The sequence below is a fragment of the Microbacterium sp. Z6_144 genome (genome assembly GCF_057197625.1).
This window is the reverse complement of the sequence record NZ_JBXVPT010000001.1, coordinates 1,014,888-1,035,426: the sequence shown is the minus strand read 5'-3', so window position 1 is coordinate 1,035,426 and position 20,539 is coordinate 1,014,888. Positions and strand designations below refer to the sequence as shown.

20 protein-coding genes and 1 tRNA gene are annotated in these 20,539 nt (G+C 70.2%); 9 read left to right on the top strand and 12 right to left on the bottom strand.

The annotated features are described in order from the left end of the window. The first annotated feature begins 6 nt into the window (after positions 1-6). The 4 genes from AC2DGY_RS05070 to AC2DGY_RS05055 all read left to right on the top strand — a co-directional run bounded on the left by AC2DGY_RS05070 (position 7) and on the right by AC2DGY_RS05055 (position 4,585). Positions 7-1,656 carry a DNA repair helicase XPB gene (locus AC2DGY_RS05070; protein WP_484508613.1) on the top strand — a complete coding sequence of 550 codons (1,650 nt, stop codon included), beginning with the start codon at positions 7-9 and terminating at the stop codon, positions 1,654-1,656. 57 nt (positions 1,657-1,713) lie between these two features. After that, the gene (locus AC2DGY_RS05065) at positions 1,714-2,406 is read left to right on the top strand and encodes a response regulator transcription factor (RefSeq protein ID WP_484508612.1); all 693 of its coding nucleotides are present in this window, start codon (positions 1,714-1,716) and stop codon (positions 2,404-2,406) included. 91 nt (positions 2,407-2,497) lie between these two features. After that, positions 2,498-4,165: a sensor histidine kinase gene (locus AC2DGY_RS05060; RefSeq protein ID WP_484508611.1), complete on the top strand. Its 1,668-nt coding sequence runs from the start codon at positions 2,498-2,500 to the stop codon at positions 4,163-4,165. Positions 4,166-4,297: 132 nt separating this feature from the next. Beyond that, positions 4,298-4,585, top strand: a complete 288-nt coding sequence (locus tag AC2DGY_RS05055) for a WXG100 family type VII secretion target (protein ID WP_484508610.1) — start codon at positions 4,298-4,300, stop codon at positions 4,583-4,585. An 87-nt stretch (positions 4,586-4,672) separates the two neighbouring features. Here the strand turns inward: AC2DGY_RS05055 and groL are convergent, their stop codons facing one another. The 5 genes from groL to AC2DGY_RS05030 all read right to left on the bottom strand — a co-directional run bounded on the left by groL (position 4,673) and on the right by AC2DGY_RS05030 (position 8,726). Beyond that, the gene (gene groL / locus AC2DGY_RS05050; RefSeq protein WP_484508609.1) at positions 4,673-6,301 is read right to left on the bottom strand and encodes a chaperonin GroEL; all 1,629 of its coding nucleotides are present in this window, start codon (positions 6,299-6,301) and stop codon (positions 4,673-4,675) included. Positions 6,302-6,548: 247 nt separating this feature from the next. Beyond that, positions 6,549-6,749: a cold-shock protein gene (locus tag AC2DGY_RS05045; protein ID WP_442925313.1), complete on the bottom strand. Its 201-nt coding sequence runs from the start codon at positions 6,747-6,749 to the stop codon at positions 6,549-6,551. 129 nt (positions 6,750-6,878) lie between these two features. Further along, complete coding sequence (locus AC2DGY_RS05040; protein ID WP_484508608.1) at positions 6,879-7,457, bottom strand: LytR C-terminal domain-containing protein; 579 nt, start codon at positions 7,455-7,457, stop codon at positions 6,879-6,881. A 9-nt stretch (positions 7,458-7,466) separates the two neighbouring features. Beyond that, positions 7,467-7,724: a DUF3263 domain-containing protein gene (locus tag AC2DGY_RS05035; RefSeq protein WP_484508607.1), complete on the bottom strand. Its 258-nt coding sequence runs from the start codon at positions 7,722-7,724 to the stop codon at positions 7,467-7,469. 9 nt (positions 7,725-7,733) lie between these two features. Next, positions 7,734-8,726, bottom strand: coding sequence for a DUF2332 family protein (locus AC2DGY_RS05030; RefSeq protein ID WP_484508606.1), 993 nt, complete (start codon positions 8,724-8,726; stop codon positions 7,734-7,736). Between the two features lie 71 nt (positions 8,727-8,797). Here AC2DGY_RS05030 and msrB point away from each other — a divergent pair, with 71 nt between their 5' ends. Together msrB and AC2DGY_RS05020 are read left to right on the top strand one after the other, a co-directional pair. Further along, the gene (msrB, locus tag AC2DGY_RS05025) at positions 8,798-9,205 is read left to right on the top strand and encodes a peptide-methionine (R)-S-oxide reductase MsrB (protein ID WP_484508605.1); all 408 of its coding nucleotides are present in this window, start codon (positions 8,798-8,800) and stop codon (positions 9,203-9,205) included. Then, complete coding sequence (locus tag AC2DGY_RS05020; protein WP_484508604.1) at positions 9,202-9,852, top strand: nitroreductase family protein; 651 nt, start codon at positions 9,202-9,204, stop codon at positions 9,850-9,852. The genes msrB and AC2DGY_RS05020 overlap by 4 nt, the downstream gene beginning before the upstream one ends. Here the strand turns inward: AC2DGY_RS05020 and AC2DGY_RS05015 are convergent. The 3 genes from AC2DGY_RS05015 to AC2DGY_RS05005 form a co-directional block, all read right to left on the bottom strand. Further along, positions 9,849-10,811, bottom strand: coding sequence for a DMT family transporter (locus AC2DGY_RS05015; RefSeq protein WP_484508603.1), 963 nt, complete (start codon positions 10,809-10,811; stop codon positions 9,849-9,851). The genes AC2DGY_RS05020 and AC2DGY_RS05015 overlap by 4 nt on opposite strands. A gap of 112 nt (positions 10,812-10,923) precedes the next feature. After that, positions 10,924-10,999, bottom strand: a tRNA-Thr gene (locus AC2DGY_RS05010). A gap of 34 nt (positions 11,000-11,033) precedes the next feature. Continuing rightward, positions 11,034-12,002: a DsbA family protein gene (locus AC2DGY_RS05005; protein WP_484508602.1), complete on the bottom strand. Its 969-nt coding sequence runs from the start codon at positions 12,000-12,002 to the stop codon at positions 11,034-11,036. A gap of 220 nt (positions 12,003-12,222) precedes the next feature. On the opposite strand from AC2DGY_RS05005, the gene AC2DGY_RS05000 reads away from it, so the two are divergent. Both AC2DGY_RS05000 and AC2DGY_RS04995 read left to right on the top strand, forming a co-directional pair. After that, positions 12,223-13,326 carry an ABC transporter ATP-binding protein gene (locus AC2DGY_RS05000; protein ID WP_484508601.1) on the top strand — a complete coding sequence of 368 codons (1,104 nt, stop codon included), beginning with the start codon at positions 12,223-12,225 and terminating at the stop codon, positions 13,324-13,326. Positions 13,327-13,397: 71 nt separating this feature from the next. Further along, positions 13,398-14,732 (top strand): DUF4032 domain-containing protein, encoded by a 1,335-nt coding sequence (locus tag AC2DGY_RS04995; protein ID WP_484508600.1) that lies wholly within the window; start codon positions 13,398-13,400, stop codon positions 14,730-14,732. Between the two features lie 17 nt (positions 14,733-14,749). Here AC2DGY_RS04995 and AC2DGY_RS04990 read toward each other — a convergent pair whose 3' ends face one another. Further along, positions 14,750-15,391 carry an NAD(P)-dependent oxidoreductase gene (locus AC2DGY_RS04990; protein WP_484508599.1) on the bottom strand — a complete coding sequence of 214 codons (642 nt, stop codon included), beginning with the start codon at positions 15,389-15,391 and terminating at the stop codon, positions 14,750-14,752. Between the two features lie 275 nt (positions 15,392-15,666). Here AC2DGY_RS04990 and AC2DGY_RS04985 point away from each other — a divergent pair, with 275 nt between their 5' ends. Continuing rightward, positions 15,667-16,818, top strand: a complete 1,152-nt coding sequence (locus tag AC2DGY_RS04985) for an acyl-CoA dehydrogenase family protein (RefSeq protein WP_484508598.1) — start codon at positions 15,667-15,669, stop codon at positions 16,816-16,818. A gap of 178 nt (positions 16,819-16,996) precedes the next feature. Here the strand turns inward: AC2DGY_RS04985 and AC2DGY_RS04980 are convergent, their stop codons facing one another. The 3 genes from AC2DGY_RS04980 to cysS are packed head-to-tail and all read right to left on the bottom strand — an operon-like array spanning position 16,997 to position 20,445. Continuing rightward, entirely contained in the window at positions 16,997-17,983 is a 987-nt protein-coding gene (locus AC2DGY_RS04980; RefSeq protein WP_484508597.1) for an AraC family transcriptional regulator, read from the bottom strand. A gap of 49 nt (positions 17,984-18,032) precedes the next feature. Further along, positions 18,033-19,031, bottom strand: coding sequence for a 23S rRNA (guanosine(2251)-2'-O)-methyltransferase RlmB (gene rlmB, locus AC2DGY_RS04975; RefSeq protein ID WP_484508596.1), 999 nt, complete (start codon positions 19,029-19,031; stop codon positions 18,033-18,035). Further along, complete coding sequence (gene cysS, locus AC2DGY_RS04970; RefSeq protein WP_484508595.1) at positions 19,024-20,445, bottom strand: cysteine--tRNA ligase; 1,422 nt, start codon at positions 20,443-20,445, stop codon at positions 19,024-19,026. Before cysS ends, rlmB begins: the two co-directional genes overlap by 8 nt. Between the last annotated feature and the right edge of the window lie 94 nt (positions 20,446-20,539).

Below are 20,539 nucleotides of genomic sequence, written 5' to 3'. Positions count from 1 at the left end.
AACGTTATGGTTGACGGCCCCCTGATCGTGCAGAGCGACCGCACGGTACTGCTCGAAGTCGCACATCCCGACGCGGAGAGCGCGCGGCACGAGCTTGCCATTTTCGCGGAGCTGGAGCGCGCCCCCGAGCACATCCACACCTACCGGATCACGCGTCTGGGGCTGTGGAATGCGCGGGCGGCCGGGCACGGCGCCGAGGACATGCTGGCAACGCTGGAGCGCTGGTCGCGCTTCCCCGTGCCGGCATCGGTGTCCATCGACATCCGCGAGACCGTGGGCCGCTACGGCCGGCTCGTGATCGAGCGCGATGACGAGGGCGCCCTCGTGCTGCGCTCGACCGACCCGGCGGTGCTGACCGAAGTGGCCCGCAACAAGCGGATCCAGCCGCTGCTGATCGGTCACCCCTCCCCCGACGCGTACCTCGTGGACGCGTGGGCGCGCGGTCACATCAAGCAGGAGCTGCTGAAGATCGGCTGGCCGGCCGAAGACCTCGCCGGCTACACCCCCGGCACGCCCCACGTCATCGACCTGGATGAGACGAGCTGGCACCTGCGCCCGTACCAGCGGGAGGCCGTCGACGCGTTCTCCGACGGCGGATCGGGTGTCGTGGTGCTGCCCTGCGGCGCCGGGAAGACGCTCGTGGGAGCTGCGGCGATGGCCGACACCAAGACCACGACCCTCATCCTGGTGACCAACACCGTCAGCGCGCGGCAGTGGCGCGACGAGCTGCTCCGTCGCACGTCGCTGACGGCGGAGGAGATCGGCGAGTACTCCGGTCAGGTCAAGGAGATCAAGCCGATCACGATCGCCACGTACCAGATCCTCACCGCCAAGCGGGCGGGCCAGTACGCGCACCTCGCCCTCCTGGACGCGCTGGATTGGGGCCTGATCGTCTACGACGAGGTCCACCTGCTGCCGGCGCCGGTGTTCAAGCTGACCGCCGACCTGCAGGCCCGCCGCCGCCTGGGTCTCACGGCGACGCTGGTGCGCGAGGACGGCCGTGAGGGCGACGTGTTCAGCCTCATCGGACCCAAGCGCTTCGACGCGCCGTGGAAGGAGATCGAAGCTCAGGGCTTCATCTCCCCGGCCGCCTGCTACGAGGTGCGCGTCGACCTTCCCGCCGGCGACCGGCTCGAGTACGCCGCCGCGGCGGACGAGGACCGCTATCGTCTGGCCGCCACCGCGCCGGCCAAGATCGACGTCGTGCGCGGGCTCGTGCACCGTCACGCCGGAGAGCGCATCCTCGTCATCGGGCAGTACCTCGACCAGATCGACATCCTGGCCGAGGCGCTGGATGCCCCGCAGATCACCGGCGCGACGCCGGTGTCCGAGCGCCAGGAGCTGTTCCAGGCCTTCCGCGAAGGCTCGATCTCGCTTCTCGTCGTGTCGAAGGTGGCCAACTTCTCGGTCGACCTGCCCGAAGCATCCGTCGCCATCCAGGTCTCCGGGTCGTTCGGCTCCCGCCAGGAGGAGGCGCAGCGGCTCGGGCGGCTCCTGCGACCGAAGGAATCGGGCCTCACGGCGAGCTTCTACACGCTCATCTCCCGCGACACGGTCGACCAGGATTTCGCGCAGAATCGTCAGCGTTTCCTCGCCGAGCAGGGCTACGCGTACACGATCCTCGACGCCGACGAACTGCTCGCCCCCGCGGCCTGATACGCCGAATCCCCCGATATCCAGCCCGCCCATGGGTTTGGTCACGATAATGAGGGAATGACCGCACCACGCATTCTCGTTGTGGACGACGAGCCGAACATCCGCGATCTGCTCATCACGAGCCTCCGATTCGCCGGATTCCAGGTGCGCGCCGTCTCGAACGGCGCCGCTACCATCTCCGCCGTGCTGGAGGAGGAGCCCGACCTCATCGTGCTGGACGTCATGCTCCCGGACATGAACGGATTCAGCGTCACCAAGCGCCTTCGGGGCGCCGGCTACACCGCGCCCATCCTCTTTCTCACCGCCAAGGACGAGACCGAGGACAAGATCACCGGCCTCAACGCGGGCGGCGACGACTACGTCACGAAGCCCTTCAGCCTCGACGAAATCGTCGCGCGCATCCAGGCGATCCTGCGCCGCACCATGCAGGCCGACGAGGAGTCGGTGATCCGTGCGGGCGAGCTGTCGATGGACCAGGACACCCACGACGTCACCGTCGGCGACGTGTCCATCGACCTCAGCCCCACCGAGTTCAAGCTGCTGCGCTACCTCATGCTGAACCCCAACCGCGTGCTGTCCAAGGCGCAGATTCTCGATCACGTGTGGGAGTACGACTTCAACGGCGACGCGGGCATCGTGGAGAGCTACATCTCCTACCTGCGCCGGAAGATCGACCCGCACTCCTCCGAGCCGCTGATCCAGACCAAGCGCGGGTTCGGGTACATGCTCAAAGCCGGCAAGACCGCCTGAGCGGCACGACGGAAGACACCCCCTGTCCCACACGAACGACGCCGTAACCGGATGGTGGCGCGGGCTCAGCCTGCGCGCCAAGGTCACTGGCGTGACCGTGGGGCTCCTCGCCATCGGGCTCGTCGCCGCCGGCTTCGGCACGATGGCGTTCCTGCGCTACACCCTGATCACGAACCTCGACGAGCAGCTGCGCCTCCTCGCGGCCAGTGACATCGCCAACACCGTGTTCGACCCCTACGAGAACGGGGGGACGATCGCGTTCACCCCCCGCGACGACGTGGCCGCCACCGGCAGCATCGTGGTGCTCTACCGTGGGGTGGACGGCGCGCTCGAGGCGCTCTACGACGGCACGGCCGCCCGCGTGCTCCCCGACCTCCCGCAGACCTTCACCCTGCAGGAGACGTACCTGAAGATGGGTCAGTCGCTGGAGTACCGCGACGAAGACACCGGCGCGACGTTCCGCGCCAGCGTGGACGTGTTCCAGCCGCCGGGAACGGCCGAGGTCTTCACGCAGATGGTCGTCGTGCCGCTGGCCTCGACCGAGCGGGTGGTGGCGACCTACATCGGCATCTACAGCATCCTGGCCCTCCTCATCCTCATCGCCAGCGCGCTGCTGACCCGCTGGCTGGTCACCCTCACCTTCCGGGGCCTCGGGCAGGTGGAGGCCACCGCCATGTCGATCGCCGGCGGCGATTTCGGACAGCGCATGTCGGACGTCGTGCCCGGCACCGAGGTCGGGCGACTGAAGATGGCCATCAACACCATGCTCGACCGGGTGGATGCGGCGATCCGTCAGCGCGACGCGACCGTCGGCCAGATGCGCCGCTTCATCGGTGACGCCAGCCATGAGCTCCGCACACCGCTGGTGACCGTGCGCGGATACGCCGAGCTGTACCGCATGGGCGCGATCCGCGGAGACGAGGAGATCGCGCAGTCGATGGACCGGATCGAGAAGGAGGCGATCCGCATGGGCGTGCTGGTGGAGGACCTGCTCGCCCTGGCCCGCCTCGACGAGCGGCGGGATGTGACGATCGCGCCCGTCGACCTGCGCCCGGTCGCCCGGGACGCGGCGCTGGACCTTCGCGCCGCCTCGCCGCAGCGCGAGGTGACCGTCGAAGACACCACGGTGTACGAGAACCTGCCCGACGCCGCCTCCCTGACGGCCGACGCGCCCGTCGAGCCGTCCGACGAGCCGCGCCGGCGGGCCACGTCGGCGACGTCGGCCATCGCACTGGCGGGTGCGACGTTCTCCCGCCTTCGCCGCCGACCGCGGGGGCACGCCGACGGCGAAGGCCCCGAACCGTCCACGGGCGCCACGGAGGAGGTTTCCGACCTCCTCCCGCCAGAGCCCATCGTCCTCGGGGACGAGAACCGGATCCGGCAGGTGGTGGCCAACCTTCTCGGCAACGCCCGCCGCTTCACGGGAGACGACTCCCCCATCGGCCTGCGGGTCGGGGTATCGTCGGCCGACGACACCGGATGGATCGAGGTCATCGACCACGGGGAGGGGATCCCCCAGCAGATCCGCGAGCAGATCTTCCAGCGGTTCTGGCGCGCCGACACCTCACGCGCCCGCGAGACCGGGGGGTCGGGCCTGGGCCTGTCGATCGTGGCCTCCATCGTCGAGACCCTGCACGGCACCGTCTCGGTGCGCGACACCCCCGGGGGTGGGGCGACGTTCCGCGTGGCCTTCCCCCTCGCGCCGCAGCCGGTGACCGACGAGAGCGCCGACACCCGCCCGCTTCCCCGGCTGCGCTGAGCACCGACCGTCGGCGCCTCCTCCCCAGGCGAGGACCGCAGGCGGTTGTCCACCGGGATGCTCCCTGCCCGGCCGCCCGCGGCCGCCCCGGCCTAGCGTGACGAGCACGAACCTCGTGAAAGGAGCCCTCCCATGGCCGTCTTCTCCGTCGACAGCGACGCGGTCTTCACCGCCTCCAGCGCCATCCGCGCGACCGTCGACCGTCTGGAATCCGAATCCGCCTCCCTGCTGTCGCAGCTGACACAGTTGCAGGGCTCGTGGACGGGGGCGGCCTCGGCGGCCTTCTCCGGCGTCGTCGAACGGTGGCGGGCGACGCAGCGCGACGTCGCCGCCGCCCTCGCGGAGATCGACGGCGCGCTCACCGTCGCCGGACGCCAGTACGCCGAGGTCGAGCAAGCCAGCACCAGCCTGTTCCGCTGACCCTTCGACAGGCTCAGGGACCCCCGGAACGCAGAAGAGCCCCCTCCAGCGGAGGGGGCTCTTCTGTGCGTCGGACGCGGGGAGGACTTAGAAGTCCATGCCGCCGGTCGGGTCGGCGGGAGCTGCCGAAGCCTTCTCGGGCTTCTCGGCGACAACCGCTTCGGTGGTGAGGAACAGGCCCGCGATCGATGCCGCGTTCTGCAGCGCCGAGCGGGTGACCTTCGCCGGGTCGATGATGCCCTGTGCGAACAGGTCACCGTACTCGCCGGTGGCCGCGTTCAGGCCCCATCCGGCTTCGAGCTCGGCGACCTTGTTCGCGACAACACCCGGCTCCATGCCGGCGTTGAAGGCGATCTGCTTCAGCGGGGCCTCGATGGCGACGCGGACGATGTTCGCCCCGGTCGCCTCGTCACCCACGAGGCTCGTGAGGGCCTCGGTGGCGAACGCGATCTTGCCGGCCTGGATGAGCGCGACGCCACCGCCGGGGACGATGCCCTCCTCGACGGCCGCCTTCGCGTTGCGAACGGCGTCCTCAATGCGGTGCTTGCGCTCCTTGAGCTCGACCTCGGTGGCCGCCCCCGCCTTGATGACGGCAACGCCGCCGGCGAGCTTGGCGAGGCGCTCCTGGAGCTTCTCGCGGTCGTAATCGCTGTCGGTGTTCTCGATCTCGCGACGGATCTGGGTCACGCGACCCTCGATCTGCGCGGTGTCACCGGCACCCTCGATGATGGTCGTCTCATCCTTGGTGATGATGACCCTGCGCGCACGACCGAGCAGGTCGACCGTGGCGTTCTCGAGCTTGAGGCCCACCTCTTCGGTGATGACCTGGCCGCCGGTGAGGATCGCGATGTCCTGCAGCTGCGCCTTGCGGCGGTCGCCGAAGCCGGGAGCCTTGACGGCGACCGACTTGAAGATGCCGCGGATCTTGTTGAGCACGAGCGTCGCGAGAGCTTCACCCTCGACGTCCTCAGCAATGATGAGGAGCTCCTTGCCCTCCTGGATCACCTTGTCGACGATCGGCAGCAGGTCCTTGATGTTCGAGATCTTCTGGTTCGCGATCAGGATGTAGGGGTCTTCGAAGACCGCTTCCTGGCGCTCCGGGTCGGTCACGAAGTACGGGTTGATGTAACCCTTGTCGAAGCGCATACCCTCGGTGAGCTCGAGCTCGGTGCCGAAGGTGTTCGACTCCTCGACGGTGACGACGCCTTCCTTGCCCACCTTGTCGATGGCCTCGGCGATCAGCTCGCCGATCGCAGGGTCAGCGGCAGAGATCGATGCCGTGGCAGCGATCTGCTCCTTGGACTCGACCTCCTTGGCGCCGGCGAGGAGCTGGTCGGTGATGGCCTTGACGGCCTTCTCGATGCCCTTCTTGAGCGAGATGGGGTCGGCGCCGGCTGCGACGTTGCGCAGTCCTTCGCGAACGAGCGCCTGAGCGAGAACGGTAGCGGTGGTCGTTCCGTCACCGGCGACGTCGTCGGTCTTCTTGGCGACCTCCTTGACCAGCTCGGCGCCGATCTTCTCGTAGGGGTCGTCGAGCTCGATCTCCTTGGCGATCGAGACACCGTCGTTCGTGATCGTGGGGGCGCCCCACTTCTTCTCGAGCACGACGTTGCGACCGCGCGGGCCGAGCGTCACCTTGACGGCGTCGGCGAGGATGTTCAGGCCACGCTCGAGACCGCGGCGGGCCTCTTCGTCGAAAGCGATGATCTTTGCCATATGTGTGTCGTCCCTCCAGGACGGAGCTATCAGTCTGTTAGCACTCAATAAACACGAGTGCTAACTCATTCTGGCACTCGACCCATGCGAGTGCAAGCTGCCGCACCCGCGGGTCGTCTCCGTCCTGCCCGCGGCGGTGGCCGCGAGGAAAGAGAGCGAGGCGGCATCCCGCGGCGACTCCGGGCACCGTTGCCGGGGTGGAGTCATCGCGCGATGCCGCCTCGAAAGGGGCGCCGGGACGGACGCGTCAGACGACGCGAACCGACTCGGCCTGTGGGCCCTTCTGGCCGGCGCCGACGGTGAACTCCACCGTCTGCCCCTCCTCCAGAACCCGGAAGCCGGTCATATCGATGTTGGAGTAGTGGACGAAGACGTCCTGTCCGTCACCGGAAGTGATGAAACCGAAACCCTTCTCCGCGTTGAACCATTTGACGGTGCCTTGGGCCATGCTCTTCTCCTGATGGTGTGGGACGACCGTCATCGTATCCACCACGTGCAGCGTCGCGGCCCCTGGTCGGGCAAGTTTTGACACGGCCGCATCCAACTGTTTACTCCCCGGAAACACGGGGCTCGGGGCCTACTCGGAGGGTTCAGGGATGCGGTCGAGTCCCAGCACCACCGTGAGCTGCCGGGCGGCCTCGTTCGCCTCTGTGTCGGGGTCGTCCAGGGGGAGGTATTGGTCGCTCAACGCGATCTCCGCGCCGCCGATGGCCTCGGCCAGTCCCAGCGCCGCGGCCTCGTCCTCCTCGAACGGGTAGTACACCGTCGTCACCGGGAAGTCGTCGACCCCGGCGGCTCCGGCGGACACGATCTCGGCGGCCCAGCCCGCGGCGACCACGGTGTCGCGGATCTGGGATGCGAGTCCGTCCTGCGGCGTGGCGTTGAGAACGAGCACCGGCACCGTCGTGTCGACCACGGGCTCGACGACGGGAAGCGGTGACGTCGTGGGAACCGGCTCGGGCGCGAACGAGATCCGCCCGCTCATCAGCAGCGAGCCGAAGATCCCGGCCACGAGGAGGATGACCGTTGCGACGACGGCCCACAGGAAGATGATGCCGCCGCGCAGGCGCGGATTCTCGGCGCGATGGGCACCGACCCGGCCCGTGTCAGGGGCGAGCTCGTCGAATCGGTCTCGCGGGTACGTCGTTCGCGCCACCCCCCGATGCTAACCGCGAGTGCTGAGGATGGCCGTGCGCCGGGCCCGGACGGAGGCGCGCTCATCCCGGACCCGGCGAAGGCGACGCACGAGGAGCGGATCGTGCTCGAGGGCCTCGGCCGTGTCGATCAGGCGGCCCAGCAATTGGTAGTAGCGCGCGGGCGGCATCGCGAACTCGGCCCGGATCGCCTCTTCCTTCGCTCCCCCGTGCCGGCGCCACTCCGCCTCGAAGGCGAGGAGGGCTCGATCGCGGTCGGAGAGAGGCACGCCTCCACGTTAAGCCTGCGGGCGGGCAGGTGCCGGGAGCCACTCCACGAAACCGCCGAGGGGATCCACCGCCGCGAGGATGGCGCCATCCAGCGCCAGGGCGAAGCCGCCCGGCCACGGGTCGGGGACCGAGCTCCAGCCCTCGTGCAGCCCTGGGTCATCCATCGTGATCCACCGGCCGGCGGCGCGCGCCGCGTCGATCACCGCGCCCCGCCGGGCGCGCGGGATGTGGGCCAGCACACCCGGGGTCGTGACGACCAGGGTCGCGTCGCGGGGGGCTGCGGCGGCGACCTCGGCCAGGACGGACGCGGCGTCGCCGGCGGTCAGCGCGGGCGGGTCGGCGGCGACCACGTCCAGCGCGGCCTCGACCCGCTCGGCCCGCCCCGTCTCCCCGGGCCAGACGAGGCCGGTCAGCCACGCACGGTCGCGCGGGTTCCGCGCATCCAGCGGCGACAGGTCGATGCCGGCGCGCCACACGATGCGCGGCAGGTGCAGCCGAGGAGGCTCCCCCGTGAGGCGGCTGGTGAGGACGACCGAGCTCGCGCCGTCGGCGGGGTCGAGCGCGAGCATCCCCTCCCCGGTGGCGTAACGGTAGGAGTAGCGGTCGGGATACAGGCACAGGCCCGCGCTCGCGCCCACTTCCAGCAGCGCGATCGGCCCCTCGATGAGGCTCAGCGCCGGAAGGAGCGCGGCGCACCGCAGCGGTTCGTTGGTCTGCAGGCTCCGAGCCGCGCATTCGGCGACCACCCGGTCGGCGTGCCCCTGCAACCACGCGGCCCACTCCGGGTATCCGCTCTCCGGTGCCCCCAGCATCCGCGTCACCGCGAACACCAGCGGCGGCTGGCGGTGGGTGTCCGGGATGCGCGCGAGAACGGCCGCGGTCTCGGGGTCGGCAGCCACCCCGGCAGCCCACTGGCCGTACAGCACGGAACGTCCCGGCGCTTCCTCTCGTGCGAAGCGGTCGTAGCGCCCCGTCACCGCGGCGACGGCATCGGCATTCACTCCGGCATTATCCTCGGGCGGCGCCAGCAGTGCACAGGGTCGGGTTGAATGGAGGAGGAGAGGAAGATCCCATGAGCTATTCCGTGAACAAGACCGACGAAGAGTGGCGTGCCGAGCTCGACCCCGAGAAGTACGCCGTCCTGCGCCAGGCCGGCACCGAGCGGGCATGGACCGGCGAGCTTCTGGACGAGGAGCGCGCGGGTCTGTACACGTGTGCGGCGTGCAACGCCGAGCTGTTCCAGAGCGGCACGAAGTTCGACTCGCACTGCGGATGGCCGAGCTTCTACGAGTCGGTGCGCCCCGAGGCCGTCGAGCTCATCGAAGATCGCAGCCACGGGATGGTACGCACCGAGGTGCGGTGCGCGGCATGCGGCTCGCACCTCGGCCACGTGTTCCCCGACGGCTTCGGAACCCCCACCGGAGACCGCTACTGCATGAACTCCCTCGCACTGAACTTCTCCCCCGAGTCCCCGGCGTGACCACCCCCACGCCTCCTCCTCCCGACGCCGCCGACCCGTCGCGCGGCGCCTCCGGGCGCGGGGGCGCGGCGCTCCAGGCCGTTCGCGCCCGCCGGTCGTGGTCGCGGGTGACCGACGACGCGCCCACCCGCGCCGAGCTGGAGTCGCTCGTGTCCGCGGCCGCGCGGGTCGCCGACCACTCGTCCCTGCGGCCGTGGCGTCTCATCGAGCTGCGCGGAGCCGACCGGGAGCGCCTCGGCCGCGCCATCAACAAGAGTCTCCGCGAGAAGGGCTCATCACCCAAACCGCTGCGCGCCCCGCTTCTGCTCGCCGTCGTCGTGAGCTACCGCAAGAGCGAAAAGGTTCCCCGGTGGGAGCAGGAGGCCGTCGCCTCCGGCGTGGCGCACGTGCTCAGCCTGCTGCTGGATGAGGCGGGGTGGGGCGTCATCTGGCGCAGCGGCCACTACACCCGCAGCAAGGCCGTGGCCAAGGCGCACGGCCTGGACAAGAACGAGGCCCTCCTGGGCTGGCTCTACGTCGGCGGCAAGCCCGACACGACGCGGCTCGGGCCGCGCAAAGAGGTCGACGCGAGCGCGCTCATCACGCGCATGCCCGAGCGCGGCCAGGGCGCGAAACACTCCGCCGCGGTCGACCCGACTTTGCTCTAGCCGGACGGCCTCCGCCGCCACCCCACGACGATCGCCACCCCCGCCAGCGCGATGGCGACGCCGGTGAGCGCGACGGGTAACGGCGGTCCGGACGGTGCCGGCCAGAACGCGTCGAGGACGACCGACGTCGCCAGCAACCCCACGACCGATCCGAGTCCGAGCAGAAGCACCCCGGTGACCCGCACGACCGCGGCCGACAGGAAGATGTACACCGCTCCGACCGCGCCCCCGAGATAGAGCCACGGATCCACCACCAGGGTGCGCGGCGCCCCGTCGAGGAGGATGTGCACGGATGCGGCGACCGCGAGCGCCAGCGTGCCTCCCAGGAAGTTCACGAGAGTGGCGATGAGCGGGTTTCGCACCCGCTGATTCAGGCGGCCGTTGGTGGCCTGCTGCCACGCGATGCCCGCACCGGCCAGCAGCGGAAGGAGCAGCATCCAGAGCGCCGGCGCGCCGGTGACCCCCGCGAGGCACACGACGACGCCGGCCACGGCCAGGCCGCCACCCACCACGCGCGGCACCGTGACGGCGACCACTCCCCCGGGACCGTAACCCAGGCGGTCCAGGATCAACCCGTGGATCGTCTGGCCCGCGACCACGCCGACCGTGAAGAGGGCGACGCCGATGGTGGCGACGGTGAGGCCCTGGGTCGCGACGGTGAGTGCTCCGGCGAACCCGCCCAGCAGCATCCATGCCGGCACCTGCCCGCCGCGGATGCCTTGAATCAGCCGCGCGAGACCGGCACGCCCCGAGGGGAGCGCGGCGGTGATGATCGCGACGATCGCCAGGCCCGAGGCGAACGAGATGACCGCGGCGGTGTACCCGTCGTCGATCGCGTCGCCGAGCGACCCGTTGATGCGGGCCTGCAGTGCCGTGAGCACCCCGACGGCGACGGCGGCGGCCACCGCGACCCCCAGCGGGATGCGTCGAGTCGGTCCGGTACCTTCGCGCGACGCCACCCGCCCGATGTTACGGTCCGCCCGCACCCGCGAAAAACCACGTTCCGGACGAGAAACGGCGCGGCGCGGTCCGTCTCGTCCGAAATGCCGTTTCTCGGCGGGGGATGCAGCGTGGAGCCGACTGCGGGACTCGAACCCGCAACCCCCTAATTACAAGTTAGGTGCGCTACCAATTGCGCCAAGCCGGCAGAGCGCCCATTCTATCGGGACGCCCGGGGCCGGTTACGGTGCGGGCGTCGACGTGGCAGGGGCCGACGGCGTCGGCGAAGGAGTGCGGTAGTACGCGTCGCTGGCGACGGTGAGGACGAACTGGGCGAACTCCGTCGGGTCCTCCGTCGCGCCGACGTACTGCACGCCGTTCACGAGGATCATCGGAGTCGCGGTGAGGGGCACCCCGTCGGTGTCGGGGATCCGGTCCAGCGCGCGGTCGGTGGCCGCTCGCGCCCAGGAGGCGAACGAGCCCTCCTCGATGCAGTTGCGAACGACCTTGTAGGCGGAGACGCCCGTGGCCTGTGCGAGCTCGGCCAGCTGCTCGTCGGTCAGGCCGTCGGAGTCGATGTCGGGCTGCTCCCGCAGCAGCTGGTCGTTGAAGGCGAAGAACGTGTCGGGCGAATACGTCGCCACGCACGCCGCAGCGCCGGCCGCTCGCAGGGAGTACTTGGTGCCGTTGGACTTGGAGGTCAGCATCGCCACCGGGTAGTAGGTCAGCGTCGCCGCGTCGGCACTCACCCACTTCTTGAGCTGCTCGGCGTTGGCCATCTGGAATTCGCGAGCCTCGGTGGAGAGGTAGTCCACGTAGACGCGGATGTCGACCGCGCGCGTGTCGCTGGGCGTCGGGGTGGGCGCCGGCGCCTCGGCGGGCGGCGCTTCGGCGGGCTCCGCCTCCCCGTCGCCGGTCGATTCGTCCACGCCGGAGCTCCCGGGGTCGGCGACATCGGTGACGGCGGTGATCGCGAACCCGTCGTCATCCGCGTTCCCCGGTTCGATGAGCGGGCGCGGACCCATCTCGGCGAAGGCCCAGATGATGGCGGCAGCGGCCGCTCCGAGGACCGCCAGACCCGCTGCGCTCAGCAGCACACCGCGCAGCACGCGGACGCGCGACTGCTTGGCGTGCACCTGCTGCGCCTTCTCGCGCACCGCCTCTCGGCGGTCGCGCGTGGCAGGCACCTGTGGTGTCTCGTCGGTCGACATGGAACCTTCTGAACGGATGACGGTGGCCGGAGATCCGGCGGGCCGCACGGGTAACGCGGCCAGAATCCGATGCTAGCCAGGCAGCCTGGGAAAAGCCCAGACAGAACCCCCGCACACCTATACTGAGGATCGCGCCCGATGGCGGGCGTGCGGGCTGGCCCCCGCTCATCCATCACTACGGATCGTCCGGCACGTACCTGCCGGTGAAGGAGAAGAAAAAATGGCGTCCGTCACCTTTGACAACGCAACCCGCCTGTACCCCGGGGGCACTCGTCCCGCAGTCGACAAGCTGAGCCTCGAAGTCGCCGATGGCGAGTTCCTCGTTCTCGTCGGCCCCTCCGGATGCGGCAAGTCCACGTCGCTGCGGATGCTGGCCGGCCTCGAAGAGGTCAACTCCGGCCGCATCCTGATCGGTGACCGCGACGTCACCGACATCCCGCCGAAGGACCGGGACATCGCGATGGTGTTCCAGAACTACGCGCTGTACCCGCACATGACCGTCGCCGAGAACATGGGCTTCGCCCTGAAGATCGCCGGCGTCGGCAAGGAAGAGCGGGCCGCGCGCGTGCTCGAGGCCGCCAAGCTCCTCGACCTGGAGGAGTACCTGACGCGCAAGCCCAAGGCGCTCTCGGGTGGTCAGCGTCAGCGTGTCGCGATGGGCCGCGCGATCGTCCGTCAGCCGCAGGTGTTCCTCATGGACGAGCCGCTGTCGAACCTCGACGCCAAGCTGCGCGTGCAGACGCGCACGCAGATCGCGTCGCTGCAGCGCCGCCTCGGCGTCACGACGGTCTACGTCACGCACGACCAGACCGAAGCCCTCACCATGGGCGACCGCATCGCGGTGCTCAAGGACGGCATCCTGCAGCAGGTCGGAACGCCCCGCGACCTGTACGAGAAGCCGAACAACGTCTTCGTCGCCGGCTTCATCGGCTCCCCCGCCATGAACCTGTTCTCCGCCGACCTCGCCGACGGTGGCGTGCGCTTCGGTGACGAGGTCGTGGCACTGGACCGTGACACCGTCGGCCGCGCCAACGGCAGCCAGGTCACCGTGGGTGTGCGCCCCGAGGACATCATCGTCGGCCCCGCCGACGGCCGCGGCTTGTCGGTCGTCGTCGACCTCGTCGAGGAACTGGGCGCCGACGGCTACCTCTACGGCCACACCGAGATCAACGGCAAGCGCGCCGATCTGGTGGCACGCGTCGACGGCCGGCGCCACCCGAACGCGGGCGACACGGTGACCCTGGCCGCCGGCGTCGGTCACGTGCACGCGTTCGACATCGAGTCGGGAGAGCGTCTGAACGACAAGCCGGTCGTCTCCGCCTGATCGATCTGTCACCGCGCGGCGCGGGTAGCCTTGGGGCTGCCCGCGCCGCGTCTGTTTCTCCGGGAGGTTCCGTGCCCGATTCGCTCAGCATCACTGCCAGCTCCGTCGACCCCGGCCTGCTGTCCCTGCCCTGGTCGACGCCGCTGGCGGAGTGGCCGAGCAGCACGATCGTGTACCTGCCGAAGGGCATATCCCGCCACCTCGTGCGCTTCGCGAACCTCTCCGGACGGGTCGTGGCGATCAAGGAAACCACGCACGAAATGGCCCGGCGCGAGTACGACATGCTCGGCAACCTGCACCGGCTCGCAGCGCCCTGCGTCGAGCGCGTCGCGGTGATCGACGGACGGACGGATGCCGCGGGCGAGCCGCTCCCCGCGGCCCTCGTCACGGCGCACCTGCGGTTCTCGCTGCCGTACCGCGCACTGTTCACGCAGGTGCTGCGGCCCCACACCGCCACGCGCCTGGTGGACGCCCTCGCGGTGCTGCTGGTGCGCCTGCACAACGTCGGGTTCTTCTGGGGAGACGTCTCGCTGTCGAACACCCTCTTCCGACGCGACGCCGGCGCGTTTGCCGCATACCTCGTGGATGCGGAGACCGGTGAGCTCCACGAGGGCGGCCTGACGCGCGGGCAGCGCGCACACGACCTCGATGTGGCCCGCACCAACATCGCCGGCGAGATCATGGACCTGGAAGCCGGCGGTCGCCTGGAGGGCGGCATCGACGCCGTGCAGATCGCCGACGGACTTCTGTCGTCCTACTACTCGCTGTGGGCGGCGCTCACCGACAGGGAGAGCTTCGCCGTGGACGAATCGTGGCGGCTCACCGAGAGGGTCCAGCGCCTCAATGCGCTCGGTTTCGACATCGGTGAGATGTCGATCCAGACCACGTCCGACGGGACGCACGTGTCGATCCAGCCCAAGGTGGTGGATGCGGGACACCACCAGCGGCGGCTGCTGCGGCTCACCGGGCTCGACGTCGAGGAGAACCAGGCGCGCCGGCTGTTGAACGACCTGGATGAGTTCCGTGCCCGGGTCAGTCGCCTCGGCGACGACGAGGAGCGGGTCGCGCACGAGTGGTTGACGCGCGTGTTCGAGCCGATCGTGTTGGCGATCCCGTTCGACCTGCGCGCGAAGCTCGAACCGGCCGAGGCGTTCCACCAGGTGCTGGAGCACCGCTGGTACATGTCTCAGGCGCGGGGCCGGTCGGTCCCGATCGCCGAGGTGCTGACGTCGTACATCGACGATGTGCTGCGGCACCGCCGCGACGAGGCGACGGTGATGGGACCCCCCACCGACAGCCTCTCCGTGCCGGTCGCCACGGGCATGATGCCCCTCGTGGGTGAGGACGAAGACGACGACGACGAGGACGACGAGGAGACGGCGGTCGACTGGCGCGATCTCGTCTGAGAGAAGCGCCGGGCCGGTCAGTACCCGACGGCGAACCGCTCCCGCGAGTGCTTGGGTGTCTCGATCTCGTCCAGGATCGCCACCGCGAGGTCGGGGCCGGAGATGAACGAGTCGCCCTTGTCATCCACGACGCGCACGTCGCCGCCATCGCGGTACGAGCCGGTGCGCTCGCCCGGTGCCCACATGCCGAACCCGACGGCGGGGTGGACGTAGAACCAGTCGCGGCCACCCGTGCCGGACTGCAGGTCTTCGAGCACGCCGATCGCCTCGAGCGACTCCGGCTTGTAGTCCTCGTTGAAATCCTCCGTGTCGACCACCCGGGGTCCGCCGGGGGCCACGAGGCTCCCGCCGGCGCCGCCGATGACCCCCACGCGCACGTCCTCCGGAAGCGCCGCGAAGAACTCCGCGAGTGCAGGACGCACCTTGCCGAGCATGTCACCGCGCGGGGCGACCGCCGAGATCACGACCTCCACGCCCTCCAGCTTGTGTACGAGATCGGTGACATCGAGGACGCTCCCCTCGATGTAGGTCGCGCCCTCGACCCGCTCGGCCGGCACGGAGCGGGCGACCGAGACGACCGTGTGGCCGCGGTCGACGGCCTCTCGGACGACATGACTGCCGGCGTAGCCGGTTCCTCCGATGACAGCGATGCGAGCCACGATGATCCTTTCGTTGGGCGTACACGGGCGACAATCCACCCGTGTGCGGATTCATTCCCGGGAATGCGACGTGTCCACGCGGTCTTGGTGAAGCGGACCGGCGACGACACGGCCCGTTCAGGATGCCACGTCCCGCCCGGCAGTGCCTCCGACGCGGCGAGCCCGCACGAAGGACGAATCCTGCACATCCCCGGCGACAACGGCGGGATGTGGACTGACGTCGCCCGCCGGCGGGAGTTCACTGGGCGGAGACCGTCGTCTCGAAGGAGAGCCCGATGACCCCTGAACCCTCCTCTGCCGCCGAGCGCGCCGAGACCCTCCTCGCCGCCGCACGGGCGCTCGGGCCGCTGATCGAGGAGAACGCGCGCGAAGCCGAACTAGCCCGGCGCCTTCCCGACCCGGTCGTGGAGGAATTCCGCAAGGCGGGGTTCTTCTGGATGAAGACGCCGGTCGAACTCGGCGGCAGCGAGTTGGACCCGGTGAGCTTCGGCGACGTGATGGAGGAGATCGCGTACCACGACGCCTCCGCGGCGTGGGCGACGATGATCGGAAGCGGCACGATCGGAACGATGGCCGGGTGGCTTCCCGATGAGGGCATCGCCGAGTTGTTCGCGCCCGGTCAGGCCCTGCCGACCGTTGCCGGTCAGTTCACCCCGCGCGGTACCGCGACACCCGTCGACGGCGGGTACCGCGTCTCGGGCCGCTGGGCCTTCGGGAGCGGCATCGACCACTCCAACTGGGTGGTCGGCGGATGCATCGTGGAGGGCACCGGCGCGCCGATCTTCGTGACCGCGCCGAAATCGGAGGTCACCGTGCACGGCAACTGGAACGCCGCAGCGCTGCAGGGAACGGGCAGCCACGACTTCTCCTTCGATGACGTGTTCATCCCGGCCTCTCGGGCGATGGATGCGTACGGCGGCGTGCCGCGACGCGGCGGCGACATCTTCCGCCAGCCGATCATGATCTTCATCTCCAACGAGTTGTCGCCCCTGCTCGTCGGGATCGCCCGTCGCGCCATCGACGACATGATCGACCTGGCCGCATCCACCGCTCGCTCCCTGAGCGGGTCACTCGCCGGCCGGGCCTCGTTCCAGAAGGCCGTGGGCCAGGCTGAGGCGACGTGGGCGGCGGCGCGCACGCTGTACCGGGCGACGGCGCAGGAGGGCATCGACATCGTACGATCCGGAGCGACGATCGACGACGACACCGTCGCCATCCTGCGCGCGCGGCACACGCTCGTGGCCGAGATGTGCGCGGACCTCATCTCCGACCTGTTCCGCTACGGAGGCGGGCGGGTGCTGTCGGTGGAGCATCCCATGCAGCGGCACCTCCGCAACTCCCTCGGCGCGCTGCAGCACGTCTACCTCTCCGAGGAGAACTACGAGGCCGCCGGGGCGGCCGCGATCGCCCAGCGCGCGGCCCGCTGAGCCTCCCTCCGCGCCCGCCTCACGCACAACTGCGGGGATTCCTCCCGACACGCCGCCTCAGGCCGCGACCGGACGGCGTGTCGCCCAACATCTCCGCCGTTGTGCACGCGCCTCGCGAGCCGACCGCGCGCCGGACCGGCGCGGTGTGCGCACGGGGCGGATCCGGGGCCGTGCCGGATCAGCGCGCCCGGGCGCGGCGGAGGGTGTCGGAGGGCGACTCCCCGTACCGGCGCCTGTAGTCGGCGGCGAAGCGTCCGACGTGACCGAACCCGTGGTCGAGCGCGACGGCCGCGACGCCGGCCACCTCAGCCCCGCCCTCCAGCGTGTCGCGGGCCCGCTCGAGGCGCAGGTCGCGAAGCCAGCGGCCGGGGGTTGTTCCGAACTCGCGGCGGAACGCGGCGAAGAGCGTCCGCTCGCTGACGTGCGCGACCGCTGCGAGATCGCCCACGCTGAGGGGCTCGGCGTAGTGCTCGAGGCAGTAGTCGGCCACGATCCGGGCGGTGCGGGCGGGCGCCGCGCCGAGCCCCGCACCGAGGCGATCGGAGTAGCTGTGCGGCAGCTCCAGCACGAGGGTGGAGGTGACGAGCTCTTCGAACTCGCCGGCGAGGAGGGCGGACGCACCGGTGGTGGGCGACCGGTCGATCACGAGGCGCACCGCCTCCACCAGGTGCACCAGCATCCCCGCCCGGCGCTCGTCGAGGACGGGGACGAACGAGAGCGGCCGGGTGGGTGCGGCGCCGGTCAGCGCCGCCAGCCGGGTCTCGACCGCGGCGAGGTCGACGCGGAGCACCTGCAACTCGAGGTCTTCGCTCCACCGCATCCGCACGTCATCGCGCGGCGAGATCGCAACCCCCGAGCGCGGGCCCACGCGGTACTCCCGGCCGTTGCACGAATAGGCGAGTGTGCCGCGCACGGGAAGATGCACCGCGACGAAATCGCCGAGCGGCTCCGGCCGGATGTCGACTTCGCTGCGGTACGCGAAGCGCAGGAGCTTGAGCCCGCCGGTGGCGCTCTGCGTGATCTCGGCCTGGGCGCCTTCCCCACGCCGCAGCACGCGCATCGCGTGCGCGTTCATCACCGTCGTGGCCGAACGGTGCACCTCGTCCATGTCGGAGGAGCGGATGACCGTGCCCGAGGCCGACCGGGGATTCCCACCGTCCCGCATGAGGGCACCCCTTCGTGTTCGCACGAGGCCGTCGAACCTCAGTGAACCGCTATTCGCGCACGGCGCGCAACGTCGACACCTGATACAGCGCCACGGATGCTGCGATACCGGCGTTCAGCGACTCCGTCGCCGCCGAGATCGGAATCGACACGATCTGATCGCACGTCTCGGTGACCAGGCGCGAGAGGCCCTTGCCCTCCGACCCGACGACGATCACGACGGGCCGGTCGGCCAGCTCGAGGGCCGGCAGCGACACATCGCCGCCCCCGTCGAGACCGAGCACGAACACGCCCTGCTTCTTGAACTCCTTGAGGGTGTTCGTCAGGTTCGGCGCGATCGCGACCGGGATGCGGGCGGCAGCTCCCGCGCTGGTCTTCCAGGCGGCCGAGGTCACTCCCGCCGACCGGCGCTGCGGCACGATGACGCCCTGGCCGCCGAAGGCCGCGGTCGAGCGGATGATGGCGCCGAGGTTGCGAGGGTCGGTGACCCCGTCCAGCGCCACGAACAGCGGCAGCTCACCGGTGTCGACCGCCTTCTCGAGGAGGTCCTGCGGGTGGGCGTACTCGTACGGCGGAACCTTGAGCGCGACGCCCTGGTGCACTCCGTCGAATCCGGCCATGCGGTCCAGCTCCGGACGCGTCACCTCGAGCACCGGGATCTCCCGGTGCGTCGCGAGGGCGAGCATCTCCTTGACGCGGTCGTCCATCTCCACGCGCTGGGCGATGTAGAACGCGGTCGCCGGGATGCGGGCCCGCAGCGCCTCGAGGACCGAGTTGCGGCCGGTCACCGTCTCGGTGTCATCGTTCTGCTTCGAGCGTCCACCGCGCGAGGCGTTCGGCCCCGCGCTGCGGGTGGCGGGCCTGCCCTTTCCGCCGGCTGCGGCGAAGCGCTCCTGGGCGGCCTTGCGCTTGCCGGCGGCGTGCCAGCTGCGGTCTTCCGCCTTCGGCGTCGGTCCGCGGCCCTCGAGGGACCGCTTGTTCTTGCCACCCGTGCCCTTGGTGGGGCCCTTCTTGCCGCGCCCGGCGGAGGGGTTTCCTGGCTTAGCCATCGTTCAGACTCCAATGGGTCCCGGTGGGACCGTCTTCGAGGGCGACACCGGCCGCCGCGATCGCGTCGCGGATGCGGTCGGCTGCCGCCCAGTTCTTGTTCGCGCGGGCATCCGCGCGCTGGTCGATGAGTGCGCGGAGCAGCCCGTCCAAGGCCGCAGCTGCGGCATCCGGGGCTGACGCCACGCCGCTGTCCGCCTGGAGAAGGCCGAGGACGTCGAGCATCGCCGCCACGGCTCGCGACGCGGTGATCGCTCCGTCCCGGTCGCCGTCGTCGACGGCGACGTTGCCCGAGCGCACGGTGTCGTGCACGACCGCCAGCGCCTGCGGCACGCCCAGGTCATCGTCCATCGCCCCCGCGAACGCCTCGGGGATGCCGGCGGGCGTCACGGCGACCGGGTCGCCGGCGGCCATGCGCAGCACGCGCTGACGGAAGGTCGCGATGCGCTCGAGCGCTGCCCGCGCCTCGGCGTACGACTCGGGCGTGAGATCAAGCGTGGAGCGGTAGTGGGCCGCGGCCAGCGCGTACCGGACGACAAGGGGGTCGTGCTCGGCGAGGACGTCTTCGGCCAGGACGAAGTTGCCGAGCGACTTCGACATCTTCTGCCCGTCGACGGTGACGAGACCGTTGTGCACCCAGTAGCGGGCGAACGGGTCGCCGGCAGCGGTGGACTGGGCGAGTTCGTTCTCGTGGTGGGGGAAGCGCAGGTCGAGACCGCCGCCATGGATGTCGAACTCGGCTCCGAGGTAGCGGCGCGACATGGCGGAGCACTCGATGTGCCAGCCGGGGCGTCCGCGTCCCCACGGGGAGTCCCAGGAGGCGCTGTCGGGTTCGCCCGGCTTGGCGCCCTTCCACAGTGCGAAGTCGTGCGGGTCGCGCTTGCCGCGCGGGTCGGCATCGCCGGCGGCCTCCATGGCGTCGATCGACTGGCGGGTGAGCTCGCCGTACGACGGCCACGAGCGCACGTCGAAGTAGACGTCTCCGGCGGCGTCCGAATCCGGCTCCGCCGGGTAGGCATGCCCGGCGTCGATCAGCCGGGCGATGATCTCCTGCATCTGCGGGATGGAGGCGGTCGCTCGCGGCTCGTAGGTCGGGGGCAGAATGCCCACGGCGGCATACGCGGCGGTGAACTCCTGCTCCATCCGATAGGCCAGCGCCCACCACGGCTCGCCGTCGGTGGCGTTGGCGAGCACTTTGTCGTCGATGTCGGTGACGTTGCGCACGAAAGTCACGCGCCCGAAACGGTGCGTCAGCCACCGGCGGAGGATGTCGAAGCTCAGCGCCGCGCGGACGTGGCCGATGTGCGGACCGGACTGCACCGTGGGGCCGCAGACGTAGACCGTGACGTTTCCGGGGTCGCGCGGGACGAAGTCGCGCAACGCCTGCGCCTTCGTGTCATGGATCCGGACGGTCATCGTCCCAGACTACCGGCGGGGCGGGCGGCGGCCGCAGATGCGAATCTCCTGGGCATCGCTCGACCCCAGCTTGGGAACGGGTAGAAAGGAGCGC

What these genes read in the sequence shown, in the direction of transcription:
- AC2DGY_RS04980 (WP_484508597.1), bottom strand. Translation starts at nt 17,983, where the DNA reads ATGCGGGACGGTGGGAATCCCCGGTCGGCCTCGGGCACGGTCATCCGC.
- rlmB (WP_484508596.1), bottom strand. Translation starts at nt 19,031, where the DNA reads ATGGCTAAGCCAGGAAACCCCTCCGCCGGGCGCGGCAAGAAGGGCCCC.
- cysS (WP_484508595.1), bottom strand. Translation starts at nt 20,445, where the DNA reads ATGACCGTCCGGATCCATGACACGAAGGCGCAGGCGTTGCGCGACTTC.
- msrB (WP_484508605.1), top strand. Translation starts at nt 8,798, where the DNA reads ATGAGCTATTCCGTGAACAAGACCGACGAAGAGTGGCGTGCCGAGCTC.
- groL (WP_484508609.1), bottom strand. Translation starts at nt 6,301, where the DNA reads ATGGCAAAGATCATCGCTTTCGACGAAGAGGCCCGCCGCGGTCTCGAG.
- AC2DGY_RS05005 (WP_484508602.1), bottom strand. Translation starts at nt 12,002, where the DNA reads ATGTCGACCGACGAGACACCACAGGTGCCTGCCACGCGCGACCGCCGA.
- AC2DGY_RS05045 (WP_442925313.1), bottom strand. Translation starts at nt 6,749, where the DNA reads ATGGCCCAAGGCACCGTCAAATGGTTCAACGCGGAGAAGGGTTTCGGT.
- AC2DGY_RS05055 (WP_484508610.1), top strand. Translation starts at nt 4,298, where the DNA reads ATGGCCGTCTTCTCCGTCGACAGCGACGCGGTCTTCACCGCCTCCAGC.
- AC2DGY_RS05070 (WP_484508613.1), top strand. Translation starts at nt 7, where the DNA reads ATGGTTGACGGCCCCCTGATCGTGCAGAGCGACCGCACGGTACTGCTC.
- AC2DGY_RS05000 (WP_484508601.1), top strand. Translation starts at nt 12,223, where the DNA reads ATGGCGTCCGTCACCTTTGACAACGCAACCCGCCTGTACCCCGGGGGC.
- AC2DGY_RS05065 (WP_484508612.1), top strand. Translation starts at nt 1,714, where the DNA reads ATGACCGCACCACGCATTCTCGTTGTGGACGACGAGCCGAACATCCGC.
- AC2DGY_RS04985 (WP_484508598.1), top strand. Translation starts at nt 15,667, where the DNA reads ATGACCCCTGAACCCTCCTCTGCCGCCGAGCGCGCCGAGACCCTCCTC.